This is a genomic window from Nocardiopsis moroccensis (genome assembly GCF_055763695.1).
Genome location: NZ_CP199747.1, coordinates 6,076,231 through 6,100,063, shown reverse-complemented (window position 1 = coordinate 6,100,063; position 23,833 = coordinate 6,076,231). Strand labels below are relative to the sequence as shown.

Sequence of the window (23,833 nt, the reverse complement as noted above, 5' to 3'; positions counted from 1 at the left end):
GATGGACGACGACGCACCGAACGGCGGGGTGGAGAACGGCGGCGTCCACGTGGGCAACGCAGGTGAGGACTCGGCTCTGGACCGGGGATGGCTGCTCGGCCACTTCAAGGACCCCGCCGACCCCCGCCACAGCGAGGACGTCGAGATCAAGTGGGGCGTGCACCCGGCAGGTGACGAGCGGACCGCCTGGGTGGCGGCGGAGGAGCGCACAGCGCTGCTGGTGCTGATCAGCGGACGGTTCCGGGTGGAGCTCCCGGGCCGGAGCGTGCTGCTGGAACAGCAGGGCGACTACGTGGTGTGGGGGCGGGGGGTCGGCCACTCCTGGCTCGCCGAGGAGGAGTCGGTGGTGCTGACCGTTCGCCGGCCCTCGGTCCCGGGCTACCAGGCGCCGGGGTAGCCCCGGGGCGCTTCCGGGGACTCCCCGGCACCTCCTGCGGACCGAACCGTCAGGTGGTCGCCCCGCACAGGTCCATCATCAGGTCGAACTCCACGGAGTCGGTCTGTCCCCGGTTGACCTTGGCCACCGCGAAGCAGGGGGCGAAGGCGCGCACCCACTCCATCATCCGGTCGCCGTCCACCGCCATCACGTCGGAGAGCACACCCACGCGGCGCTCCACCTCGGGGATGCTCTCGGCCTTCCACACGGCCCAGTCGACCGCGTCCGCGGCGCTGTCACCCAGGCAGGCGCGCGGGTCGAGGACGACGAGTCCGCGTGCGCCGCCGTCGATGACGTTGCCCGGATGCAGGTCCCCGTGCAGCGGGACGACATCGACCGTCCCGTGGGCCAGGTCCCTGGCGGAGGCGGCACCCCGGTGCATCAGCGCGGCCGGAACGATGTCGGCGGCCGGTCCCTCGTCGCGTTCCCGCCCGCACACCTCGAACACGTACTGCACGCGCGCGGAGAGCGGACGCAGCTCCATCCGCTCGGCGGGGCTGACCTGGACCGCGTGCAGTTGGGCGATGAGACCTCCGATGGTCTCCATCGAGGGGACCACGCCCGTGCGCGCGACCGTCTCGCCCTCGATCCGCTCCATCAGGATCGCCCCGCTCCCGGCGTCCACGCCCCACACGTCGGGGACGCGTGCGGAGGACTTCCACATCCGCAGGAGCCCCGCCTCCGAGGTGGCGAGTCCGCTGTCCGGGGAGATCTTCAGGACCCCCTCGCTGCCGTCGGTGCGACGGACGTAGATGACGACGGACGTACGACCGTGCGGAGCGGGGCCCTCGACGGTCAGCCCCCACTCGGCGGCGAGCTTCTCGACGATCGCGGGCAGTTCGGTGAGCCATGCGGCGACATGGGCCCCGAAGCGCCGTTCGAGACGGCGACGCTGCCGGCCATCGACGAACTGCGCTGTGACGTCGTTCATGCATCCACCTTAGGTTCGCTCGCGTCGACGACCGCCGGAGCCCGGCCCCGTCTCGCGTCAACGGACGGGGAGGTCCGCGGAGGACGAGCGTCTTCGGGGCCCGAACCGGCCTCGGGAGGAGCTCCGCACCGGGCTGACACGCACGAACTTCGTGAAGGGGCCGCGCCCGAACCGTCTCCGCACCACTCGGGTGTCGACACGTCGGCGGGTACCGCGCTGCGGGTGTGGGGAGTTCCCACCCATGGAGCTCCTACCCACCCGCGTGGCCCGGGTAACGATGTCGTGGCTGTTCTCAACGGTGATATCACCCCGAGTACCGGAGCGCGTACGTCAGGCGAGGCGCCTCTTGGCCGCACGGTGCTGGGCCAGGAGCGTGTCCACGACCAGTTCGGAGGGCCACAGCGGGGCCGTGATGGCGGTGGCGTCGAGCCCGCGCAACAGGTCGAAGTCGGGGCCGTCGACCAGCCTCCAGGCAGCCACCGCGACCCGGTCGCGACCGTCGCGGCGCAGTCGGTCGACCGCGTCGAAGACGGAAGGAGCCCAGGTACGCAGGTATCCGACCTGGACCGGCGAGGAGAGCCTGCGGCTGAGCATCCGGGCCACGTCCATGACGACCTGGCGCTCCTCCGCGCCGGTGGTCCCGTCGGCCGCGAGGACCACGCCGTCCTCGGTCCTCCATCCGGAGTCGGCGAGGCGACCCGCGAGGTCGGCGACGATGGAGGGGACCGCACCCAGGGGCGAGGTGTGGCAGGAGTTCTCCAGTTGACCGAGGTCGAGACGGGAGAGCAGGTGAGCGCTGGCGACGTCCCCTCCCGCGACGAAGGCGGGCACCACCACCTTGGGGCCGCGGACGGAGTGAATCGCGGCGCTGACCTCGGCGGGACTGCCGAAGGCTGCCGTCACGGGGGCCTCACCGCGTTCGGCCACCGCCTCCGCCAGCCCGCACAGGGCCTCGCGTCGGTGGGCGTCACGCGAATCATCGGCTACGAGGACCATCGTGGGGACCATGCACGGCTCCTTGGGTCGCTGTGAGTTCTACCGTCACCCGCCGAGCGTAAAGGGGCGCAGTTTCAGGGGAGTGCCCTTGTGTTACGCGGATGAAAACAGCAGACAATGGCTTACTTGGTTATCACCTGGGGAAGCCTTGGTGAATCATAACAATCCATCAAGAACGACTCCGTGTCCACTTCCTCCGGAGGTGTCGTGCGCCCCCGGACACCGCACGGAGAAGGCAGCCAACCCCCAGACACCGCACACAAAGATCACTGACCTCGTATAACATACGAAGTCGGCACACGCCCCCAGAAACTACCGGCGGGTAGAACGTGCTGGACGCCACTTTTTCCGATATCGAACCCCGGACGACCCCAAAGATCTCCCTAGAGAAATCCGACCCGGAAAACTGCGAATGCAAATGCACGAGCCAGGTGCACGTGCGAAGGAATGAGCACGGCCGCACCGTCGGAAAACCACCTTCGGGACCGCGGCCGTCGAAACGGTCCGTGTCCGCGCCCGCGAAGGTCCGGGCCCGCGCCGGCGAACCGCGCATCCCCTGCCACAGAACCGCTCTCACTGTCAAGGGTGCGCGCTCCCCATCCCCGCCGTAACCGCACACCACTTGACGTGGGGGGACAGGGTGAGAGTCCGGCGTGATCACTTGCCATCATCCGACGCCCCGACCACACTTGGGAAGCAACGGAGGGCCGCAGGGCCCCACCAGCACCTCGGCGCCAGTTCCGCCACGGGGGCGGGAGGGCCCCGGACAGCGCACCGGCGCGACCTCCGTTCGATCCGCACAGTAAGCCACCACCGAACCGTCCCAGACTGGAGTGAGCATGGCCGTCCACCCTCGGGTGCAGACGCTGACCCAGGCTTTCCTCGCCAACGCTGACCAGGAGGCCCCCGGACTGGTCCAGGGCCTCTACCTGACCGGTTCGGTCGCTCTCGGCGACTTCCGTCCGCACACCAGCGACGTCGACTTCGTCGCCGTGACCGGCCGCCGCGTCGAGCAGGACGACCTCGACGCCCTGCGCCGGATCCATGCCCGGACCCGGCAGGAGGTCCCCCGCCCCCAGTTCAACGGCATCCACGTCACCTCGGAGGAGCTCAACCGGGACCCCGCCGACTGCGCCCCCGTCCCCTCCGTCGTCAACGGCAGGTTCCGCCACCGGGCCTCCGCCGACGTGAACCCGGCCAACTGGCACGTCCTGGCCGACCGCGGCGTCACCGTACGCGGACCGCACCCCGTGGAACTGGACGTGTGGGACGAGCCGGAGAGCCTGCGGACCTGGTCCCTGGGGTCGCTCGACGAACAGTGGCGGCGCTGGCGGGAGAAGGCCGGACGCCTGGTCACCCCGCGCGGCCTCGCCGTCCTCGGCTCCCTCGCCCCCTCCTGGAGCGTGCTGAGTGTCAGCCGCCTGCACTTCACGCTCAGAACCGGCGAGATCACCTCCAAGTCCGGCGCGGGCCTGTACGCCCTGCACGCCTTCCCCGAGCGCTGGCAGCGCATCGTCAACGAGTGCCTGCGTGTCCGCCGCGGGGTCCAGGCGCCCTCCCTGTACGAGAGCGCCCTCGCCCGCCGCCGCGCCGCCCTGGACTACATCGAGATGGTCCTGGACGAGTCGCTGCGCCCCGGCCTGGCCACCTGAACCGCTCCCCCGCCACAAGCCCGCCCACGCACCGGCTCCCGCCCTGACGGCGGTGCGCCCGGCCTCTCCCGCTCCGTGCCCGGGAACTGCGGCCTGCAACTAACCTGGTCGCATGACCATGCGCCCCATCGTCCGCTTCGGCGATCCCGTCCTCGTGACCAGGACCGCGCCCGTGACCACCTTCGACCAGCGGACGGAGAAGCTGGTCCGCGACCTCCTCGACACGGTGGACGCCCCCGGGCGCGCCGGTGTCGCCGCCACTCAGATCGGGGTGGGTTCGCGGGTGTTCAGCTACTCCGTCGAGGACCGGATCGGCTACGTGATCAACCCGGAGATCGTCGAGCTGTCGGCCGAACTCCAGGACTGCGACGAGGGCTGCCTGTCCATCCCCCGGCTCTGGTACCGGACCGAGCGCGCCGAGCGCGCCGTGGTCAGGGGCGTGGACCTGCGCAACGAACCGGTCACCGTCGAGGGGACCGGGCTGATGGCGCAGTGTCTCCAGCACGAGACCGACCACCTGGACGGCATGCTCTACATCGACCGGTTGGACGCCGAGAACCGCAAACGGGCCCTGCGTGACATCCGCCGCTCGGACTGGTTCCTGCCCGCGGACAGGCCCGCCCCGACCACCTCCGTACGCCTGCCCAGTGCCTTCGGCGGCAACGGCTGATCCGAACGGCGTTCACGGACCCAGGCGTCCGGCGTGGTCACCCGGCCCGGGTATCTTCTGGACAGACCCCCGCCATTTCCCCCACAGCAACGCGAGTCGACTCACTGTGCACCTAACGCCAAGATCTCGTATGGTCTGCTGAGCAACTCCCCTCCCGTGACGGCACAGCCCGTCCCCCCGGCGTAGCGGATGCTCTCAGACCGTCCACGGAGCAGACAATGACATCCACTCCTCGTAACGCCCCTCGCCACGGCCGGATAACGGCGTCCCTCGCCGCTCTCACGGCCCTGGCCCTCATCGGTCTGCCCGGTGCGGCCCATGCGGAGCCGGACGACGACGTGGACATCGACGAACTGAACAAGCGTGCCGAGGAGCTGGAGGAGACCTACGACGGCGAGCTGCTCCAGTACACCGAGATCAAGGACCGGGTGGAGGCCGCCGAGGCCGAGCTGGAGGACCTCGACAAGCGCCTGGAGAACTCCCGTGGCGGGGTGTCGGCCATCGCCGCGGCCCGCTACAAGGGCGACGGCTTCGACCCGACCCTGCAGATCGTCTTCTCCAGCGAACCCGAGAACATGTTCAACGACGCGGCGACCATGGAGTACCTCGGGGACAGCCAGGCCGAGCAGATCTCCGAACTCATCGACCTGCGCGACGAGCAGGCCGAGGTCACCGAGGAGCTCCAGGAGGAGCTGAGCGAGGCCTCCGACCTCGTCGAGGAGCTGGAGGAGCAGCGCGAGGACGTCGAGGCGCGCATCGAGGAGTACGAGGCCGAGCAGATCCCCGAGACGCCAGGCAACGGTACGATCCCCGACAGCGCGCGCGGCGGCGGCTGGGAGCAGACCACGCCCCGGATGGCGGCCATCCGCGACGAGATCATCATGAAGTTCGGCGCGCCCTACCCGGTGGGCTGCTGGCGGCCGAGCGCACAGGACCACGGCACCGGCCGGGCCTGCGACTTCATGATGAGCGCCAACGGTGCCGCGCCCTCAGCCGCGAACAGGGACCTCGGGCAGCAGATCTCCGACTACGGGATCGCCAACGCCGACCGGCTGGGCATCAAGTACATCATCTGGGAGCAGCAGATCTGGCAGTCGACGTCGCGCCAGTGGACGTGGATGAACGACCGCGGTGACCTGACCCAGAACCACTACGACCACGTGCACATCAGCTCGTACTGAGTCCGGCCCGCCCCGGCGCTCGGCGGCGCCGCAGGGCGAGCGGGATGACGGCGGTCAGGGTGACGGCCACCGCCGCGAAGGCCGGCCCGTAACCCGCGAGCTGGATGACCAGGCCGAGGCCGATCGCCCCGGCCCCGGTGCCCGCGTCGTAGCCGATGTTCCACACCGCGCTGGCCCGGCCGTACCCGGCCGGTCCGGCGCGGTCCAGCATCACGGTGACGGTCTCGTTCTGCACCGCGCCGAAGCCGAGTCCGAACAGCGCCGCCCCCGCCAACACCAGCAGGGCGACGCCCGCGCCCGGTGTGCCGTCTCCGTTGGCCCACAGTCCGGCGGTGAGCAGCCCCGCGCCCACGGCCGCGGCGGCCATCCCGGGCAGGAGCAGGCGGGTGCGCCGGTACCGGTCGTACACGACTCCCGCGGTCCAGCGGCCGGTGACGAGCGTGAGCGCGTAGGCGGCCAGTAGGGCGCTGACCAGCCAGGCCGCCTGTTCGAGCGGGATCGCGAGGAAGGTGACGACCGCGCTGGCGGCCGAGGAGACCACCAGCATGATGACCAGGGGCGCGGCCAGGGCGGCCAGGAGCGGAAGTCCGCGGGGGGATGCCGGCCTGCCGTCCCCGCCCGGCTGTCCGGTGCCCGCGTCCGCACCGCGCAGCGCCGCCCGGTTACGGCCGCCGTCGGCGAACCAGATCCCGGAGGCCAGCACCGCCGCGAGCACACCGCAGATCCCGGTGAGCCAGAAAGCGGTACCGAAGCCGATGTTGAGCGCCAGCGCCACCCCGCCCGGCAGGATGACGATCTGCGGCAGTCCGACGGCGAGACCGTAGTAGCCGGTGGCCCGGCCGACCTGTTCCTTGGCGACCAGGCGGGCGGCGAGCGCCGTCCCGGCCACGGTGACCATCCCGAACCCCACTCCGCGTACCGCCGAGACCGCCACCAGCGGGCCGAGTTCGGTGGTGAGGGCGAACAACGGCATGGGCAGGCCCATGACGAGGGAACCGACGGGGAACGTCCACCGGTATCCGCCCGCGTGGTCCAGCAGCCAGGGCATGCCCAACTGGGTGAGGACGGTGGTGAGCATGAACGCGGCGGTGGTGCCGCCCGCCCCGAACTCGCCCGCGCCGCCCCGGCTCGCCCACAGGGGCACCAGGGGCAGGACGGCGGCGAACCCGCACAGGCCGACCGCTGTGGCCATGATGAGCAGGGCGAAGCCCCGCCCCCGCAGGCCGGGGAGGTCTGCCTCGGTGAACTCCGGGGCCCCGGGTCCGGTGGAGGAGGAGCGAGATCGGATCATCCGTCCTTTCTAGCCGAGTCACGGTGGGCTGTCGATGCGCCCCGACCCCGCCCCCCGGTACCGTCCGGGGCCGGTTACCGGGGCTGCTCCCGCGGGGGCAGCCGCTCGCCGATCCACCGGCGCAGCCGGACTGTCAGCTCGGGGGTGACCGCCCGCTCCGCGTGGCCCATCCCGGGGATGATCCACAGCTCCTTGGGTTCGCGTGCGGCGTCGTGGATGGCGGTGGCGTGCGCCACCGGGAAGTAGCTGTCGGCGTCGCCGTGCACGACCAGAAGCGGCGCGGGTGAGATCTTCCCCGCGACCTCACGGGGCTCGGCCGGGGTGGGGTTCCAGCGCTGGTCGGTGACGCGGACCTTGCGGAAGCGCTTCAGGAAGGCACGGCCGAGCGTCCTACCGATCCCCAGGTGGAGCAGGCGCATCGCCCGGGTGCCCTGGTAGTACCAGCGGCTGGGCCCGCTCACGGACACCACCGCACAGGTTCCGCCGTAGATGGCGGCGTGCCGGACGGCGACCGCCGCGCCCATCGAGAAACCCACCACGGCGATGTGCGTGTAACCGAGTTCACGCAGGCGGTTCACCACCGCCTCCAGGTCGTGGATCTCGGCGTTGCCGACGGTGCTGCGGCCGCCGGAACCGTGGTGGCCCCGGAAGTCGAAGGTCATCACATCGCCGACGGGCAGCAGTTCCTCGGCGATGGCGCGTGTGTGCGGACTTCGGTAGGTACCGGTGAAACCGTTGGCCACAACCACCGCGGTGGTGCGGGACTCGGCACGGCGCAGCAGCACGGCGTCGATCCCCACCCCGTCCGAGGTGGTCAGCCAGAAACGGTTCTCCTCGGGCTGTGCGATGGAGTGGTCGATGGCGTCGGACACCACTCCATCGTGCACGATCAGTTCCGGTAGGGGACGCCCGGCCCCGGTGTGTCGCCCTCGGGCCGGTGGTACCGGGGATCGCCGGAACCGTACGCGGGCGGCGCCGGCGGATACTGGCCCGAGGGCCCCGCGGGCGGTACGGGCAGGTGGGCCCGCGGATCCTGTTGCTGGGGGGCGGGCGTCCCGAAGGCAGGTGTCCCGAAGGCGGGTGTGCCGGTGGGCGGGGCCTGCGGGTACGGCGCGGGTGTCCCCGGCGGCTCCTCCCCGACCCCGGCCGCCTCGAACTCTCCGGTCCGACCGTACCCCTGCTCCTCGGACCCGTACTCGTCGTACCCGTACCCGTCGTCGTAGAGGGCGTCCTCGTAGGGGCCGTCCTGGTAGGGGCCGTCGTCGTCATAGTCGTGGTGGGCGGCGTCCTCCGCGGCCCGGCGTTCCGAGGCGGGCGGGAAGGCCACCGAGCGCAGGTTCAGGGCCACGTGGACGAGGACCGGGACGACCAGGCTCCCCGTGCCCAGGTACAGGACGGTGAACAGGGTCCCGGAGAAACCCGCGCTGAGCAGCCCCCACCAGCCCTGGTAGGCGTGGGCGACGGAGAAGAGCAGGATCGACAGCACGGCGGCGGACCAGAGCGGGACGCCCATGCTGGCGACCAGGGTGATGAACAGGCCCCGGTAGAGGAGTTCACCGAACAAGCCCCCGGTGACCGCCATCCCCGCGGCCAGGCCCTGTTCCCTGCGGGTGCGCGGCAGCAGGAGGTACTGCTGGTGACCGGGCTCGGGCAGGCTCGTCGGCCTTCCCGCGCCCCGGCGCCCCCGGTGACCGCTCGCGCGGCGTCCGCGGCGGCCCGGCCGGCCCTGCCCGACCTCGGCCCCCCTGGCCGCAGCGCGCCCGGGCAGCCTGCCCAGGAAGGGGATGCGGTCCCTGGCGGGCAGGCCGTTGACCAGCACCCAGAACGCGGCCAGCGCGAGGAGTCCGCCGGCTGCGGCGCCCACGATCGGAGCGAACGCGTCCGGGGTGCGCAGGCCCAGGTCGACCAGGTTCAGCTCGGGCGAGAGCAGCAGGACCACGAGGACCAGCAGTCCCCACAGGACGTGGACCGCCATCGTGACGGCGTACAGCAGCCCGAGGGCGCGCTCGTCACCGTCCCGGCGGTGGGACAGCCACGTGAACGCGCGGCGTCCGAGCAAGGGCTCGCCGAACGCCGCGAAGAACAGCAGCAGGACCGTCAGAAGGGTCCCGGCGAGACTGAATTGAGGAAGACTCTCCGACCATGGCACGGGCAACAGCCTAGAAGAACAAGTCGGTTCATAGGCACTCAGATGGTGCCCTCCGACGATGTCCGACCGATGACCTCTTGTGGTCGGGCCCGGAACAGGCGACCGTAGAGAGTGTCACAGGTCACACTTTTGGTGGTCCTGGTCGACCACCGCTCGGACCCCGAAGGGCTGGGTAGCAGGGATGGTAGACCGAGCCGTAGCCGTGCCCAGGGCCGACAGGCCCCAGAACATCCGCAACGTCGCGCTGGTCGGACCGACCGGCGCCGGGAAGACGACCCTGGTCGAGGCTCTGCTCCACGCCGCCGGGGAGATCAAACGCCCCGGCAGCGTGGAGGAGGGCACCACCGTCAGCGATCACGACGAGATCGAGATCCGCCAGAGGCGATCCGTGCACCTGACCGTCAACCCGGTGATGGTCGGCGACGTCAAGGTCAACCTGCTGGACACCCCCGGTTACGCCGACTTCGTCGGGGCGATGCGGGCGGGGCTGCGCGGTGCCGATGCCGCCCTGTTCGTGGTCTCCGCCCTGGACGGGGTGGACGGGCGCACCCGGATGCTGTGGGAGGAGTGTGCCGCCGTGGGGATGCCCCGCGCGGTGGCCGTCACCAAGGTCGACCACCCCCGGGCCGATTTCGACGAGGTGGTCGGGCAGTGCCAGGAGGCCTTCGGCCCCGGGGTACACGCCGCCTACGTGCCCGCCGTGGAGGGGTCGGGCGACCAACGCGAGCTGGTGGGGCTCTGGGGCCTGGTCTCGGAGCGCTACTACGACTACTCCGACGGGGGCGGGCCGGGGGCCGCCCCTTCTTCGCGCCCGGCCCCCGAGTGGCTGCGCGAACAGGCCGGGCCGCTGCGGGAGACCCTCATCGAGGAGGTCATCACCGAGAGCGAGGACGAGGCCCTCATGGACCGCTACATGGCGGGCGGCGAACTCGACCCCGACCTGCTCATCGAGGACCTCAAGAAGGCGGTGGCCGCGGGCGGCTTCCACCCGGTGCTGGCGACCAGCCCGACCCGGGGCGTGGGCGTGCGTGAGCTGCTCCGCGAACTCCCGCTCTCCTGCCCGGACCCGACCCGGCGCCCGTTCCCCTCGGTGTCCCGACCCGACGGACGCCCCGTCGAGGGCCTGTCCTGCAATCCGGACGGGCCGCTGGTCGCCGAGGTCCTCAGCACCACCAGCGACCCCTACGTGGGCCGGATCAGCCTGGTGCGGGTCTTCTCCGGGACACTGGCCCCCGACACCGGCGTCCACCTGCACGGCCACGGGGTGCGCACCGGGCTGGGCAATGCCGAGGAGCTCGACCGGACCGGCGACGACGAGCGGTCGGGTTCACTGTCGGTGCCGCTCGGCCGCCGGACCGGCCCGGTCGGCGAGGTGATCGCCGGCGACCTGTGCCTGGTGTCGAAGCTGCCCGCCGCGCGGACCGGCGACACCCTGTCCGCGCCCGAACTCCCGCTCCGGGTGTCGCCCTGGCGGTTTCCCGACCCGATGCTGCCGGTGGCCGTCTCCGCGGCCTCCGCCTCCGACGAGGACAAGCTCTCCCAGGCGGTCTCCCGACTCCTCGCGGAGGACCCGTCACTGCGGGTCCGGGTCAACCCGGAGACCCACCAGATGGTCCTGTGGAGCCTGGGAGAGGCTCACCTGGAGGTGGCGCTGGACCGCCTGGAGCACCGCTACGGGGTGCGGGTGCGGACCGAGGAGGTCAGGATCCCGCTGCGGGAGACCTTCACCGTCCCCGGCCAGGGCATGGGCCGCAACGTCAAGCAGAGCGGCGGGCACGGCGAGTTCGGGGTGTGCCGGATCAGGGTGGAGCCGTTGGAGTCCGGGGCCGGTCTGGAGTTCGTCGACCGGATCGTCGGCGGTGTGGTCCCCCGCCAGTACGTCCCCTCGGTGGAGAAGGGGATCCGCGCCCAGATGGCCGACGGCGTGGATGACGGTCACCCGCTGGTGGACCTGCGCGTCACCCTGTACGACGGCAGGGCACACTCGGTGGACTCCTCCGACATGGCCTTCCAGAAGGCCGGTCGGCTCGCGCTGCGCGACGCCGCCTCCGCCTCGGAGCTGGCCGTCCTGGAGCCGGTGGACACCGTGGCCGTGGAGGTCGACGACGCCTTCCTGGGCGCGGTCCTGAGCGACATCTCGGCCCGGCGCGGCCGGGTGGTGGGCACCGAGGCGGTGGCGGGCGGCCGGGTCGTGATCCGCGCGGAGGTGCCCGAACTGGAGATTGTGCGCTACGCCGTCGAGCTGCGATCCGTTTCGCACGGGACCGGGGTGTTCACCCGCGACTACCTGCGCCACGAGCGGCTGCCGGAACACGTGGGACACCGGATGGCCAGGGCCCGCGGCACGGCCTAGCCGGCGGGCCCCGTGCAGGGCGGGCGATCGGCGGGCCGCACTGTCTGGGTAGAGGACGCACGTCCCGGTATCTCTCCGGCGTTCACCCGCCGACCGGCCGACCCACACGGGGTCTTGTGAACGGCTCGGGACTCGCGCGATCTCCATGGGGAGCTTGCTTGCTCGGGTTGGTAACAGGCATCGTCCCTAGCCGTTGCACAGCTATGAGGTTGGTGGCACCCACCCCGACCGCGGGGGACGCGCCCCTCTTTCGCGGTGATCTTGCTACCAGGGGCTACTTCGGCGCCGAAGTAGCCCCTGGTAGCAAGATCACCGCGGTTGGGGCGCTTCCGGAAGCAGCGGAAAGCACTCCCCGCCCCTCACAGGACCCGCCCCGGCCGGGTGCGGTCGGCCAGGGCCGCGAACCGGAAGGTGTTGACGGGGTGGCTGGACAGGAGGTTGACCAGCAGCACGAAGAAGCCGGTGTCGGTGTGGGCGCGCGCGGCGATGTCGTCGAAGTCCACGGCCGGGTAGAGGTACTTGCCTGCGGCCAGTACCCGCATCCCCTGCACGCCCTCGGGACAGAAGTCGTAGGCGTGGTTGTCGGCGGTGTATTCCTGGGCACGTCCCAGTGTGCTGCCCACCCCGGGGATCACCTGGGCGATGGATATGGCGAACTGCCGCCAGAACGAGGTGTGGCCCGCCGCGATGTGGCCGACCTCGTGGCCGATGACGAACCGTAGGGCGTCGGGGTCGCCCAGTCGGCCGCCGACCTCGAACAGGTCGCTGTGGATGGCCACGTACCGGCGGAAACCGTGCCCGGAGGCGAAGGCGTTGATGACGCCGTTGCCCAGGACGATGTAGGCCTCCGGGGTCCGTCTCATCCCGAAGTGCGCGGCGGCTTCGGCGACCATCCGGTGCGCCTCCGGGAACTGGGCCTCGGTGATACGCACCCCGTTCACGCGCTGGCGGGCGTAGAGCTGCCCGCGCACGAAGTAGACCAGTGCGGGGATGCTGAGGAGCAGTAGTGGCTCGTTGGGGTCACCGGACAGGGCCCGGCTGACGGCGCCCACGACCGCCAGCACCGTGACGGCGACACAACCGGCCAGGAGGATGTTCTCCCGGCGGTGCCGCAGGGTGCGGCGCACGTGGGGGTCACCCCATTGGCACGGGACGACCCCCACGCTCGGTCAGAGCCGGTACTGGGAGTCGGGCAGGTCGTCGTCGGGGCCGGGGGGCGGCGGGGCGTTGTGCGCGCTGCCCGTGGGCGGGGGACCCCCGTAGGAGGGCCCTGCGGGCGGACCGGGGGGCGGCGCGGGCGTCTCGTCCTCGTCCAGGATCGAGGCCATGTCCGCGGACAGGGTCGACTCCTCGGCCTTCTCGCTGCGCCATTCGTCGCGGATTTCCTGGTCCTGTGCCCCCATCACCGAGTCCATGTCGGTGTCGTGGGTGGACTTGGCGGGGTCCTCCGGCCAGGAGGAAGCCAGGAACGCGCTGTCGTAGGCGTCGTTGGCCCTGTCCGAGAATCCCGGCTCCGGGGGACGCGGCCCGGTCAGGGGGTCCGAGAGCGGGTCGAACGGTGCGGGGGCCTCCGCCTGCGGTGGCGTGTCCAGCGGGCGGTCGGAACCGTCGAAGCCGTCGAGGCTCGCGCCCGGCTCGGTGTGACCGCGCGGGTCCGCGGTCCCGGCGGGTGCCGGACCGGGGAAGGCGGAGCCCGTCGGGGCGGCGGAGGCCTGGTCCAGAACGGAGGGCTGTGGGTTGTCGCTGCCCAGATAGGAGAGGGCGGCGACGGTCAGCGCGGCGAGCCCCGCCCGCAGTGTGGGTTCGCGGTCGGGTGAGAAGAACGGCGAGTGGTTGCTCGGGACGTTGCCCATCTTCTCGTAGGGCGTGTCGCCGGGCGCCGACTCCCAGACGTCGTGCGGGGTGGCACCGACGAACCAGAACACGTAGGGGATGGGCTGCGGGTCGCCGGGCAGACCGTAGCGGCAGAAGTCTTCGGTCGACGGGGACGGGTCCGGCAGGTGGATGACGTATTCGTCACCGAAGTACGCATGGTGGGCCGCCGCCACGTCGGCGGTGCTGGCGGGGTCGTTGTGGGTGACCCCGCTGCCCTGGAAGCGCTCGACCTGTGGTTCGCGGCCGGCGCCGGAGGCCGCGGCCTCGGCGCGCACGACGCGCTCGATGGCCTGTTCCAGCTGGGCCGCGACGTTGTCGTTGAGGGCCCTGGTGTTGATCTCCAGGTACGCCTCGTCCGGGATGATGTTGGCCTTGGTGCCCGCCTGGATCCTGCCGACCGTGAGCACGGCCATCTCGCTCGGGCTGATCTCGCGCGAGACGACGCCCTGCAGCCGGGTGACGATGTTCGCGGCGATGAGCACCGGATCGACGGTGGTGTGCGGCTGGGAGGCGTGGCCGCCCTCGCCGAAGATCCGCACCCGGTAGGAGCTGGAGGAACCGAGGATGATCCCGGCCCGGTGGGAGATGAGTCCGGCGGGCTGCGGGCCCAGGTGCTGGCCGAGGACGACGTCGGGACGGCCGAAGCGGTCGAACAGGCCGTCGTCGATCATCCGCTGGGCGCCGTCGAGGGTTTCCTCGCCCGGCTGGGCCACGACCATGACGGTTCCCGCCCACTCCTCGCGTGTCTCCGAGAGCAGGTCGGCGACCCCGACCAGGCACGCGGTGTGCGCGTCGTGGCCGCAGGCGTGCATGACGGGGACTTCGACGCCGTCGGCGTCCAGGGCGCGCGCCGTGCTGGCGTAGGGCAGCCCGGTCTTCTCCTCCAGGGGGAGGGCGTCCATGTCCGCGCGGAGCATCACCGTGGGACCGGGGCCGTTGCGGAGGATACCGACCACGCCGGTGCCTCCGACGCCCTTGTGGACCTCGTAGCCGGTTCGGTTCAGCCATTCCGCGACAACGCTGGCGGTGCGCTGTTCGGAGTGGGAGAGCTCCGGGTTCTTGTGTAGGTCGACGTAGACCCCCTCGACGAGCGGGAAGAGCTCGTCGAGGAGTCGCATGACCACACTCCCGTGCTGGGCTGCACGGTTGGGATCCACCGCGTGCGGCACGGTTTCCACCGCCTTCTTCGTTCTCGACTGGCGGGCACTGAAAGGACTGAAAGGGGGTCAGCCGCCTGGGGGCAGCCTATCGGCGCGACCGCCGACGCTTCACACCGCCGTGTTCGTGCGGGGGTGCCCGCGATGGAACCCGTGGGTTATGGTCTGAACACGGTAAGCCATGATCTGTCCCCTTCGGTGACCCGCGATCCCGCGCACGAACCGCTTCCCGGATCCGAGTACACCTCGTGGACTTTTACCTGATTCGTGCGAACCACTGGCATACCGCAGCATGTCTCAGTAATGTAACGGAACCGTGTTTGCCGAAGTGAGACGCTCGGTGCCCCCTCGCGCGCCACGCGGCACCGGGCCCTCGGCATACCGGCTCCGACCCGGTCGAACGGCCCCGCGTCCCGCACGCGGAGGCCGCCGGACCGACGTCCAAGCCCCAGAAATCCGCGACCTCGGAGACCCCAGTGGCCTCATCCGCAACCAGTCAGGCGCCCCGTCCTCCGGATGACGGGCCCGGCGCGACCGCCCGGACCTCCGAAGGACGGTCCGATGCGACAGCACGGCCGCCGGGTCGCGACGCCCGTCTGGACAACGCCAAGTTCATCCTCATCGCGTTGGTCGTCGTCGGTCACGCGATCCAGCCGCTCACCGACCACGGGCCCGCCGGTGCCCTCTACTACTGGATCTACTTCTTCCACATGCCCGCGTTCATCCTGATCAGCGGCTACCTGTCCCGGTCCTTCGACGCCTCGTCGAACCGGGTGGAGAAACTGGTCCTGTCACTGGGTGTGCCCTATCTCCTCTTCTGGACCGCGCACCAGGCCATCTACACGGTCCAGCGCGGCGGCCTGCCGGACACCCTGTCGGTGCTCCAACCGACCTGGACCCTGTGGTTCCTGGTCGCCCTGTTCCTCTGGCGCCTGAGCGTGCCGGTGTGGCAGCGGCTTCGCTGGCCGGTGGCGATCGCGGTGGCCGTCTCCGTGTTCGGAGCCACCTCCACCCTGGGGGAGACCCTGTCGATGGGGCGCGTCGTCAGCTTCCTGCCCTTCTTCGTGCTGGGGCTGAGCCTGCGCCGCGAACACTTCGCGTACCTGGACCGGTTGTGGGTCCGCCTCTGCTCGGTGCTGGTCCTGGGCGTCACCGCGCTCCTGGCGGTACCGATCTCGAACCGCCTGAGCCGGGACTGGCTGTTCTGGCGGGCCAGCCTCACCGACCGCGACATCGACCCGCTGCTGCCGAGCATCGGCATCCGGCTGGCCTTCATGGGCTTGGCCCTGGTCATGACCATCGCGATGCTGGCGCTCACTCCGAAGCGGCGGACCTGGTACACGTCGTTGGGCGCCTACACCCTGTTCGTGTACCTGGGCCACTCGGTGTTCCTCCTCCTGTTGAAGAACACCCCCTGGTACGACGTGGTGTCCGGCCCGGTGGGCCTGTCCGTCACCGTGTCCCTGGCCCTGGCGCTGACCCTGCTGCTCTGTACCCCGTGGGTGCGCGGGGGCATGCGGTGGGCGGTCGAGCCGCAGGCGACCTGGTTCCTGCGTCAGGACGAGAAGGGTCTCGCCGGCGGGGGGACCGGGGCCGGGAGGTGGACGACGGCGGCTGAGCGGGAGAGGGGTTCCGTCTAGGGCCCGGGAGCCCCCGGTCAGCTCAGCTCTCGCCGCCCGCCGCGGTCGGGGTCGCCGTGGACAGTTCGCGACGGCGCACCTCGAAGCGGCGGGTCTCCTTCCACAGGCGCAGCACCAGCACCACCTCGAAGAAGGCCAGAGCGAGGACGGAGAAGACCGCCACCGGGATGACAAGGCTGTTCAGCGGGGTGAAGAAGGAGACCAGCACGGTCGCGGGCGCCAGCACGCACAGGAACATCTCGAACTCGATGCCGCTGAACAGGTGCGGGCGCACCCGGTGCCGGAGGAGGAAGTTCCGCACCCGCGGGTAGAGGCCCCTGGACGCGGGGGCGTCCGCACCCGCCGGGGCGTCCACCGTCTCCTCGTCCTCGGGGTCGGCGTCGCCGGGCGCCTCGGCACGCAGTTGTTCGGTCTCACCCGAGGCCGCGGCGAGGGTCTGCTTCATACTCTTGCGGGTCTTGGCGACCTGGGCCCCGTTGAGGTAGCGCAGCAGGTCGAAGAAGACCACGACGGGGGCCACGAGCAGATAGGCGGGGTTGTCCGTGACCAGCCACTGGCCCACCAGGAGGGCCATCACACAACCGAAGAAGCGGATGCGGTCGAAGACGAAGTCGACCCAGCTACCGAAGACCGAACCGGTGCCCTTCAGCCGGGCGATCTTGCCGTCCATGCAGTCCAGGACGAAGCTCAGGTGGAACAGCAGCGCCCCGGCCAACAGCCACGCCCAACCGGTCGCCTCCGCCCAGACGGGCGCCGCGAAACAGATCGCGGACAGCAGCCCCAGCACACCGGCGCCCAAGGTGAGCTGGTTCGGTGTGATGCTGGTCCGGTTCGCCGTCCAGACCACCAGCCGACCCGCCAGCGGGTCTACCAGGAAGACCGTCCACCAGGCGTCCTTGGCCTTGTAGGTCTCTTCCTTGACTTGCGCGAGAGTGAAACGCGACATGCGGTGTTCTCCTGGAGGGCCGGCGCCCCCGAACGCCGACGGCGCACGGTTGACGGTCACCGTTTTACGGCAGGGGCGAAGGCCGGGTCGGGGCGGGAATCGGATCATCATGCCAGACGGAGGTACCTCCAACCTAATCGGTGACGGCATACTTGACTGGTAAGAGGGGGATCAACAGGGTGCCGCCCGTGCCTCACGCGGCGGAGTGGTCCACCCCCTTCGGTCTCGACCGAGGTAGAGCCATTGCGTTTTCTCAACGACCAGGTCCCCAGCCAGGACCTGACCTACAGCGACGTGTTCATGGTCCCGGGCCGCAGTGCCGTCGGCTCCCGACTCAGCGTCGACCTGTCGTCCCCGGACGGCACCGGCACCACCGTGCCGCTGGTCGTCGCGAACATGACCGCGGTCGCGGGCCGCCGGATGGCCGAGACGATCGCCCGCCGCGGCGGCATCGCGGTCATCCCGCAGGACATTCCGATCGACGTCGTCTCCGACGTCGTCGCCTGGACCAAGCAGCGCGACCTGGTCTACGACACCGCCATCACCCTCAACCCGGCCAGCACCGTCGGTGAGGCGCTCAACCTGCTGCCCAAGCGGGCGCACAACGCCGTGATCGTCGTGGACGGGGACCGGCGCCCGGTCGGCGTGGTCACCGAGGCCGACTGCGCGGGGGTGGACCGCTTCTCGCAGTTGCGCGACGTGATGTCCACCGAGCTGCTGACCATCCCCGCAGGCACCGAGCCGCAGGAGGCCTTCGGAACGCTGCACGACTTCCGGCACCGGCTGGCCCCGGTCGTCGACGGCGAGGGCGCCCTGGTGGGTGTGCTGACCCGTACCGGCGCTCTGCGCTCAACGCTGTACAAGCCGGCCGTGGACTCCCGGAACCGGCTGCGCGTGGCCGCCGCCGTGGGCATCAACGGCGACGTGGTGGGCAAGGCCTCCGAGCTGTTGGCCGCCGGGGTGGACACCCTGGTGATCGACACCGCGCACGGCCACCAGGAGAAGATGATCTCGGCGATCGGGAGGGTCCGCGCGCTCTCCCCGGACGTGCCGATCGTCGCGGGCAACATCGTGACCGCCCAGGGCACCCGCGATCTCATCGAGGCCGGGGCCGACATCGTCAAGGTCGGTGTGGGACCGGGCGCGATGTGCACCACCCGGATGATGACCGCGGTGGGCCGCCCGCAGTTCTCCGCCGTTCTGGAGTGCGCGGCCGCCGCCCGTGAGCTGGGCGGGCACGTGTGGGCGGACGGCGGTGTGCGGCACCCGCGGGACGTCGCCCTGGCCCTGGCCGCGGGTGCGTCCAACGTGATGGTCGGTTCGTGGTTCGCGGGCACCTACGAGTCGCCCGGCGACGTCATGCGTGACGCCCAGGGCCGGCAGTACAAGGAGAGCTTCGGGATGGCCTCGGCCCGCGCGGTGCGGCTGCGCACCTCCGAGGACTCCCCGTTCGAGCGGGCCCGCAAGGCGCTGTTCGAGGAGGGCATCTCCACCGGCCGGATGTACCTGGACGCGGAGCGTCCCGGCGTCGAGGACCTGATCGACCAGATCATCGCCGGTGTGCGCAGCTCCATGACGTACGCGGGCGCCACGTCGCTGGCGGAGTTCCACGAGCGCGCCGTGGTCGGTGTGCAGAGCGCCGCCGGGTACAACGAGGGCCGCCCCGTGGAGAACGGCTGGTAGTCCGGACCCGGAGAGGTGGGGGGAGGGGTCTTCGGGCCCCTCCCCCGCTCCGTTACCGGGGGCACTACTCCGTTCCCGGGGCCGCTACCCGTCGGCGGCGTGTTCCTTGCGGTACCGGCCGCAGAGCCGGTCCGCGTGCCGGATGGGTTCGGGGATCCGGTACTTGGGTGACAGCCGCAGGATGAGCTCGGCGGAGCCCGCCAGGTCCACGCGGTGGCCCACGGAGACGTAGACGGGTCTGGTCCTGGCCCGGGTGCGCAGGACCCGGCCGATGACCTCGGCCCCCTGGGCGGCGAGGGGCTCGGTGTCCTCGACGAGTTCGGAGCGCCCCGCGACCATGGGCTTCCACGAGCCGCGCTCCTGACCGGGCATGGAGTTCCTCCCGTAGAGCACGGTCTTGGCGGAGCCGATCACCGGTGCGTCGATCAGGACGCCGAGGTGGCTGGCGACCCCGAACCGGCGGGGGTGCGCCAGTCCGAAGCCGTCGCTGACGAAGACGTCGGGGGACACGGAGAGCCCTTCGATGGCTCTGAGGACCGGCGGTAGTTCCCGGAAGCCGAACAGGCCGGAGATGTAGGGGAAGGACGGGGTGTCGGCGATCAGGGAGGTGTCGACCACCTCCAGGGTGCGCGCGTCCAGGACCACGGCGGCCGCGGCGAGCTCCTTGTCCCCGACCCCGTAGCTGACGTCCAGCCCGGCGACGTAGCGCACCGAGTCCGGGTCGAGGGGCTCGGTGCGCACCCGGTCGGCCAGCAGGCGCTGACGGGCCACGGCCTCCTTCGGGTCGTCCGGCCAGTTCTCCGCGTTGTCCAGGGCTTTGGCCGCCCGTTCCGCGATGTCGTCCACGTTCTCCCCCGATACCCGTTCCGAGCGATCTCCGGTGCGGTCTCCAGCCGCAGTCTAGGACGGCCGCAGGCGTCAGCGGGGGGCCGGTCCGGGCGCGTCGAAGACCTCGTGGCCGCCGGGCACGCCCACCCCCGTCCAGGTGAACGGGATCCCATGGGCGAGGCTGAGGTCGGGGTGGTCCATGAGGTGGAAGTGCAGGTGGGGCTCGCTGGAGTTGCCGGAGTTCCCGCATCGACCGATCAGCTGCCCGGTGGTGACTCGATCCCCCGCCGAGACCTCCGCCGAGCCCCTCCGCAGGTGGGCGTACACGGCGTGGACGCCTTCGCCCAGGTCCAGGACCACGTGGTTGCCGACGATCCTGCGGGCACCGCCGAACATGCGGACGATCCCCTCGAACACCAGGTAGAGCAGGGCTGGGTAGGAGTTTCGGCTGAGGTGGTCGCGCTGGCCGTCCGAGACGACCACGACCGTGGCGTCGGCGACGGCGTACAGGGGCCGGCCGAAGGCGGGGAAGTCGCTGTTGGGCCGCATGGGCGGCCACCAGCCGGCGCCGGGGCGCTTCCCGTCCGCGGGTTCGGCGACGACATCGATCGCGTACGCCTGGCCGAGTTCGCGTGTGCCGTGGCTGGGCACCCGGTCCGCGGGGCTGTTCAGGGCCGACCAGCGGCCGCGTACCGGCGGGGCCACCTCCACGGCTCCGGGTTCGTGAGCGGGCCGGGCCGCGTATCCGGCCGCCAGGGACGCCAGCCACACGCAGACCACCACCGGCGGCAGCAGGAACCACCAGGTCGGGACCGACACGAAGGCGTCGGTGACGATGAGTGCCAGGACTGCCGCCAGCCCCCACACGAAGAGGCTCCGCAGCACCTGCGCGGTCCTGCGCATCCTCGGTCCGCCACTGCCCACAGCCACCCGCCCCCTTCGGTCGCCATCTCTTCTTCATCAATTATTACGTAATTACGAAATGACAGCAACAAGCCCGGCCGGACACCGGAAAACCCTGCCGCCCCTCCCCTTCCCCCGAAACTCCGCACTGTGCCGGAGCACACACGCCCGAGCGCCCGGTACCACCACCCCGGAGCAGTAGCGTGGAGACGTAAATTTGTACTGACTGGTCAGTTCAAAATGGGAGGCCGCAAGGATGCGTCGGGCCACCGGAGCTCGCGTGCACGCCGAAGGCGTCACACTCACCACCCGGGAGGGCCCCGTCTACACGGGGGTCGACTTCACCGCCCGACCGGGAACGCTCACCGTCTTCCAGGCCGATTCCGGGGGCGGGCGCAGTGCGCTGCTGCTCACCCTCTCCGGCCGGATGAAACCCACCGGGGGCACCCTGCACGTGGACGGCTACACCTTGCCCGAGCAGGCACGGAAGGTACGGCGGATCAGCTCGCTCGGGCTGATGGACGACGTCAACGCACTCGACGACCGCCTGCGGGTACGGGAGCACCTCTCCGAAGCCCGCCTGCTGCGGGCCCGGCCCGCCGCGCGCACCGTGGCCGACCAGGCCATGGCCGCGGCGGGGCTGGCCGAACTCGACCGCCGGACCCTGGTCAAGGAGCTCCCGATGCTGGACCGGCGACGCCTCGGCCTGGCCCTCGCACTGGTCAGCGAACCGCGCCTGCTCGTGGTGGACAACGTTGACGGCGGCCTCGGCAGCGAACACCAGGCCGACATGTGGCGGTCCCTGAAGGACCTCACCGAGGAGGGACTGACCGTGATCGCCACCTGCGCCGACGCCCGACAACTCGACGCCGTGGCCGACACCGACACCCAGGGCCCTCTCCGGATCCGACAGGGCGAGGCCGACACGGAGGAGACCGCCGCGGACGGGACCGTGACCGACGAAGCCGCCGGGGCTGACGAGACCGTGACCGACGAGGCCGGCGCGCGGGGAGGTGAGCGCGGTGACCAGGCGTAGGAAACCCAAGGCGCCCGCCTACCGCTTCATGGCCGTCCCCAGGCTCGGCCTGCTCACCATGCGGTCCTTCCTGCGGTCGCCGCTGCCCACCGCGGCGCTCGCGGCCCTCATGCTCATCCCCCTGCTCTACTCCGGGATGTACCTCTGGTCGTTCTGGGACCCCTTCGACCGGATGGAGTACCTGCCGGTCGCCCTCGTGAACGAGGACGAGGGGGCCGAGGTCGACGGCGAGGAGGTCAACGCCGGCGACGAGCTCACCGAAACCCTCCTGGACCGCGGCGACCTCGACTGGCACGACGTGGACGCCCGTACCGCCGCCGCGGGGCTCGGCGACGGTACGTACTACGTGACGCTGACCATCCCGGGCCACTTCAGCGAAGCCATCACCTCACCCTCCCGCGACCGTGAGGACCCGGTCCCCGCGCTGCTGGTCGCCAACTACAACGACTCCAACAGCTACATCGTGCGCCAGCTCGCCGGAAGCGCCTTCAAGGAGATCCGCGAGGCGGCGGCGGGCTCCGCCACCAGCGACTACCTGGACCAGATCTTCCTGGGCTTCAACGAGATCCACGGAAAGACGGAGGAGGCCTCGGAGGGGGCCGACCAGATCGCCGACGGCGCGGGCGACGCCGAGGACACATCGGGGGATCTCTCCGAGGGGATCGACGACGCCCACGAGGGCGCCGGCTCGCTGAGCAGCGGGATCAACGAGCTCCATGAGGGGTCCAAGACGATCGCCGACGGCGCCGCCACCGCCTCCGAGGGGGTGTCCGAGAAGGTCGACAGGCTCGACGACCTCGCCGACGAGTGGCTGCCCCAGCTGGAGGAGGACATCCCCGACATCCAGGAGCGCGCCGCCACGGCAGCGACGGTCTCCGCCGCGGTCTCCGAAGCCCTGGCGGAGCTGCCCGAGGAAATCGACGTCACCACGTTGAGCGAGGTCGACGGACGCCTCGACGACTACCTGGCAAAACACCCGGAACTGGAACAGGAACAGCCCGAGCTGTACACCCTGTTGACCGACCTGCAGGAATCCATGGACACCGCGCTGTCGGTGGCCGGGTTCGTCAACGACAACCGCCAGGAGATCAACGACACCGCCGCCGCGGCCGCCGACCTGAGCGAGAAGGCCGCCTCGCTCTCCGAGGACCTGCCCGACATGGTCGAGGACGCCGAGGCTGCCCGGGACCAGGCCGACGAACTCGCCGAAGGGCTGGCCGACCTGGCCGAGGGCTCCGGCGAGCTCCGCGACGGGCTCGCCGACGCCGCAGAGGGGGCGGGGGAACTCGACACCGGCCTGGGCACGATCAGCGACGGCGCGGGCGAATTCCACGAAGGGCTGGGCAGCCTGGCCTCGGGCTCCGACGAGCTCGCCGAAGGGCTGGCCGAGGGGACCGAGGAGATCCCCACCTACTCCGACGAGGGCCGTGTCAGCGCCGCCGACATGATGAGTGAGCCGGTCCGGTTGGACAGCGAGGTGGACAACGAGGTGCCCAACTACGGGACCGGGTTCGCACCGTTCTTCGTGCCCCTGTCGCTGTGGGTCGGCGCCATGGTGGTGTTCATGGTGCTACCCGCGCTGTCCAGCAGGGCACTGGCCTCCTCCTCCGCCTCCTGGCGGGTCGCCCTGGCCGGACGGGTCGTCCCCCTGCTGCTCGGCTGGGCCCAGGTGGTGGTCATGATGGCCGTCCTGCACCTGGGGTTGGGGCTGGACACCCGGAACTGGCCGGCGCTCATCGGGTTCCTGCTGCTGACCTCGGCCGCCTTCACCGCGACCGTGCAGTACCTGAACGTGAAGTTCAACGCTGCGGGCCGGGTGGTCGCGCTGGCGCTGCTGGTACTCCAGCTCACGTCGGCGGGCGGCACCTACCCGATCGAGACGAGTCCGGCGTTCTTCCAGGCCATCGGCCCGTTCCTACCCCTGCACTGGGCGGTGACCGCCGTACGCCACCTGATCGGCGGAGGCGACATGGACCTGGTCTGGCAGGCCGTCGGGGTGATGTCGCTCTGGCTGGTGGTACCCCTGCTGCTCACCTGGCTGACCGTGGCGCGCAAACGGGTGTGGACGATGTCCACGCTCTACCCGGCGCTGAAGATCTGATGCCC

General features: G+C 70.8%; 19 protein-coding genes. 9 read left to right on the top strand and 10 right to left on the bottom strand.

The window, feature by feature from the left end; all coding sequences use genetic code 11:
- Nucleotide 1: 1 nt before the first annotated feature.
- Nucleotides 2-397, top strand: coding sequence for a cupin domain-containing protein (locus tag ACUKCB_RS26955; protein WP_473038329.1), 396 nt, complete (start codon nt 2-4; stop codon nt 395-397).
- A 49-nt stretch (nt 398-446) separates the two neighbouring features.
- Here the strand turns inward: ACUKCB_RS26955 and ACUKCB_RS26950 are convergent, their stop codons facing one another.
- Entirely contained in the window at nt 447-1,367 is a 921-nt protein-coding gene (locus ACUKCB_RS26950) for an aminoglycoside phosphotransferase family protein (protein ID WP_473038328.1), read from the bottom strand.
- Nucleotides 1,368-1,697: 330 nt separating this feature from the next.
- Complete coding sequence (locus ACUKCB_RS26945) at nt 1,698-2,375, bottom strand: sirohydrochlorin chelatase (RefSeq protein WP_473038327.1); 678 nt, start codon at nt 2,373-2,375, stop codon at nt 1,698-1,700.
- Nucleotides 2,376-3,202: 827 nt separating this feature from the next.
- Here ACUKCB_RS26945 and ACUKCB_RS26940 point away from each other — a divergent pair.
- The 3 genes from ACUKCB_RS26940 (at nt 3,203) to ACUKCB_RS26930 (ending at nt 5,866) form a co-directional block, all read left to right on the top strand.
- Nucleotides 3,203-4,015, top strand: coding sequence for an aminoglycoside adenylyltransferase domain-containing protein (locus tag ACUKCB_RS26940; RefSeq protein ID WP_473038326.1), 813 nt, complete (start codon nt 3,203-3,205; stop codon nt 4,013-4,015).
- 112 nt (nt 4,016-4,127) lie between these two features.
- Nucleotides 4,128-4,685, top strand: a complete 558-nt coding sequence (gene def, locus ACUKCB_RS26935; protein ID WP_473038325.1) for a peptide deformylase — start codon at nt 4,128-4,130, stop codon at nt 4,683-4,685.
- Between the two features lie 218 nt (nt 4,686-4,903).
- Nucleotides 4,904-5,866, top strand: a complete 963-nt coding sequence (locus ACUKCB_RS26930) for a coiled-coil domain-containing protein (RefSeq protein WP_473038324.1) — start codon at nt 4,904-4,906, stop codon at nt 5,864-5,866.
- Here ACUKCB_RS26930 and ACUKCB_RS26925 read toward each other — a convergent pair.
- From ACUKCB_RS26925 to ACUKCB_RS26915, 3 genes are all read right to left on the bottom strand, one after another.
- Nucleotides 5,853-7,157, bottom strand: a complete 1,305-nt coding sequence (locus ACUKCB_RS26925; protein WP_473038323.1) for an MFS transporter — start codon at nt 7,155-7,157, stop codon at nt 5,853-5,855. The genes ACUKCB_RS26930 and ACUKCB_RS26925 overlap by 14 nt on opposite strands.
- Before the next feature lie 74 nt (nt 7,158-7,231).
- A complete protein-coding gene (locus ACUKCB_RS26920) occupies nt 7,232-8,029 on the bottom strand; it encodes an alpha/beta hydrolase (protein ID WP_473038322.1) in 798 nt (265 codons plus the stop codon).
- Nucleotides 8,030-8,046: 17 nt separating this feature from the next.
- Nucleotides 8,047-9,306 (bottom strand): CPBP family intramembrane glutamic endopeptidase, encoded by a 1,260-nt coding sequence (locus ACUKCB_RS26915; RefSeq protein WP_473038321.1) that lies wholly within the window; start codon nt 9,304-9,306, stop codon nt 8,047-8,049.
- Nucleotides 9,307-9,487: 181 nt separating this feature from the next.
- Here ACUKCB_RS26915 and ACUKCB_RS26910 point away from each other — a divergent pair, with 181 nt between their 5' ends.
- Nucleotides 9,488-11,659 (top strand): elongation factor G-like protein EF-G2, encoded by a 2,172-nt coding sequence (locus tag ACUKCB_RS26910; protein ID WP_473038320.1) that lies wholly within the window; start codon nt 9,488-9,490, stop codon nt 11,657-11,659.
- 359 nt (nt 11,660-12,018) lie between these two features.
- Here ACUKCB_RS26910 and ACUKCB_RS26905 read toward each other — a convergent pair whose 3' ends face one another.
- On the bottom strand, nt 12,019-12,786 hold the full coding sequence (locus ACUKCB_RS26905; RefSeq protein WP_473038319.1) for a M48 family metallopeptidase: 768 nt from the start codon (nt 12,784-12,786) through the stop codon (nt 12,019-12,021).
- Nucleotides 12,787-12,828: 42 nt separating this feature from the next.
- On the bottom strand, nt 12,829-14,712 hold the full coding sequence (locus tag ACUKCB_RS26900) for an amidohydrolase (RefSeq protein ID WP_473038318.1): 1,884 nt from the start codon (nt 14,710-14,712) through the stop codon (nt 12,829-12,831).
- A gap of 455 nt (nt 14,713-15,167) precedes the next feature.
- Here ACUKCB_RS26900 and ACUKCB_RS26895 point away from each other — a divergent pair, with 455 nt between their 5' ends.
- On the top strand, nt 15,168-16,331 hold the full coding sequence (locus ACUKCB_RS26895; protein ID WP_473038317.1) for an acyltransferase family protein: 1,164 nt from the start codon (nt 15,168-15,170) through the stop codon (nt 16,329-16,331).
- Nucleotides 16,332-16,353: 22 nt separating this feature from the next.
- Here ACUKCB_RS26895 and ACUKCB_RS26890 read toward each other — a convergent pair whose 3' ends face one another.
- Nucleotides 16,354-17,277, bottom strand: a complete 924-nt coding sequence (locus ACUKCB_RS26890; protein ID WP_473038316.1) for a CDP-alcohol phosphatidyltransferase family protein — start codon at nt 17,275-17,277, stop codon at nt 16,354-16,356.
- A gap of 243 nt (nt 17,278-17,520) precedes the next feature.
- On the opposite strand from ACUKCB_RS26890, the gene ACUKCB_RS26885 reads away from it, so the two are divergent.
- A complete protein-coding gene (locus ACUKCB_RS26885; protein ID WP_473038315.1) occupies nt 17,521-18,960 on the top strand; it encodes a GuaB1 family IMP dehydrogenase-related protein in 1,440 nt (479 codons plus the stop codon).
- Between the two features lie 84 nt (nt 18,961-19,044).
- Here the strand turns inward: ACUKCB_RS26885 and ACUKCB_RS26880 are convergent, their stop codons facing one another.
- Entirely contained in the window at nt 19,045-19,806 is a 762-nt protein-coding gene (locus ACUKCB_RS26880; protein ID WP_473038314.1) for an endonuclease V, read from the bottom strand.
- A gap of 72 nt (nt 19,807-19,878) precedes the next feature.
- Nucleotides 19,879-20,718 (bottom strand): M23 family metallopeptidase, encoded by an 840-nt coding sequence (locus ACUKCB_RS26875; protein WP_473038313.1) that lies wholly within the window; start codon nt 20,716-20,718, stop codon nt 19,879-19,881.
- A 229-nt stretch (nt 20,719-20,947) separates the two neighbouring features.
- Here ACUKCB_RS26875 and ACUKCB_RS26870 point away from each other — a divergent pair, with 229 nt between their 5' ends.
- Together ACUKCB_RS26870 and ACUKCB_RS26865 are read left to right on the top strand one after the other, a co-directional pair.
- On the top strand, nt 20,948-21,727 hold the full coding sequence (locus tag ACUKCB_RS26870) for an ATP-binding cassette domain-containing protein (RefSeq protein WP_473038312.1): 780 nt from the start codon (nt 20,948-20,950) through the stop codon (nt 21,725-21,727).
- Nucleotides 21,728-21,755: 28 nt separating this feature from the next.
- A complete protein-coding gene (locus tag ACUKCB_RS26865) occupies nt 21,756-23,828 on the top strand; it encodes a YhgE/Pip family protein (RefSeq protein ID WP_473041154.1) in 2,073 nt (690 codons plus the stop codon).
- Nucleotides 23,829-23,833: the final 5 nt, after the last annotated feature.

Coding starts and splice junctions, on each gene's coding strand:
- ACUKCB_RS26890 (WP_473038316.1), bottom strand. CDS start 17,277: ATGTCGCGTTTCACTCTCGCGCAAGTCAAGGAAGAGACCTACAAGGCC.
- ACUKCB_RS26950 (WP_473038328.1), bottom strand. CDS start 1,367: ATGAACGACGTCACAGCGCAGTTCGTCGATGGCCGGCAGCGTCGCCGT.
- ACUKCB_RS26930 (WP_473038324.1), top strand. CDS start 4,904: ATGACATCCACTCCTCGTAACGCCCCTCGCCACGGCCGGATAACGGCG.
- ACUKCB_RS26865 (WP_473041154.1), top strand. CDS start 21,756: ATGGCCGTCCCCAGGCTCGGCCTGCTCACCATGCGGTCCTTCCTGCGG.
- ACUKCB_RS26870 (WP_473038312.1), top strand. CDS start 20,948: ATGCGTCGGGCCACCGGAGCTCGCGTGCACGCCGAAGGCGTCACACTC.
- ACUKCB_RS26925 (WP_473038323.1), bottom strand. CDS start 7,157: ATGATCCGATCTCGCTCCTCCTCCACCGGACCCGGGGCCCCGGAGTTC.
- ACUKCB_RS26910 (WP_473038320.1), top strand. CDS start 9,488: ATGGTAGACCGAGCCGTAGCCGTGCCCAGGGCCGACAGGCCCCAGAAC.
- ACUKCB_RS26940 (WP_473038326.1), top strand. CDS start 3,203: ATGGCCGTCCACCCTCGGGTGCAGACGCTGACCCAGGCTTTCCTCGCC.
- def (WP_473038325.1), top strand. CDS start 4,128: ATGACCATGCGCCCCATCGTCCGCTTCGGCGATCCCGTCCTCGTGACC.
- ACUKCB_RS26945 (WP_473038327.1), bottom strand. CDS start 2,375: ATGGTCCCCACGATGGTCCTCGTAGCCGATGATTCGCGTGACGCCCAC.
- ACUKCB_RS26955 (WP_473038329.1), top strand. CDS start 2: ATGGACGACGACGCACCGAACGGCGGGGTGGAGAACGGCGGCGTCCAC.